This window comes from Pseudomonas sp. FFUP_PS_473 (genome assembly GCF_002858665.1).
GTDB lineage: Bacteria > Pseudomonadota > Gammaproteobacteria > Pseudomonadales > Pseudomonadaceae > Aquipseudomonas > Aquipseudomonas defluvii.
On the sequence record NZ_PJQQ01000121.1, the window covers coordinates 1 to 379 of the forward strand.

Consider the following 379-nt stretch of genomic DNA (forward strand, 5'->3'; position numbering starts at 1 on the left):
TGAATCGCCCCTGGTTCCCTAGACACCTCCAAGCCTCATAATGAGGCCCAAATAGGAGGTGCCATGAGTCGCCAGCGTTACCCCGAAGAGTTCAAAATCGAAGCGGTCAAGCAAGTGACCGAGAAAGGTAAACCTGTTGCCGATGTCGCCGAGCGCCTGGGGATGTCCGTTCACAGTCTCTACGCCTGGATCAAGCTCTACAGCAAGCCCCAAGAACAGCGTCAGAAAGATGATGACCAGCAAGCCGAGCTGCGTCAGCTTCGGGCCGAACTTAAGCGTGTGACAGAAGAACGAGACATCTTAAAAAAGGCCGCCGCGTACTTTGCCAAGGAGTGCGGCTGAAGTACGCCTTCATCAAGAAGCACTCGACTGATTACCC

At 54.4% G+C, this 379-nt stretch carries 1 pseudogene; it reads left to right on the forward strand.

The window, feature by feature from the left end:
• Positions 1-63: 63 nt before the first annotated feature.
• A pseudogene (locus CYD26_RS24845) lies at positions 64-379 on the forward strand (transposase); the annotation flags it as partial.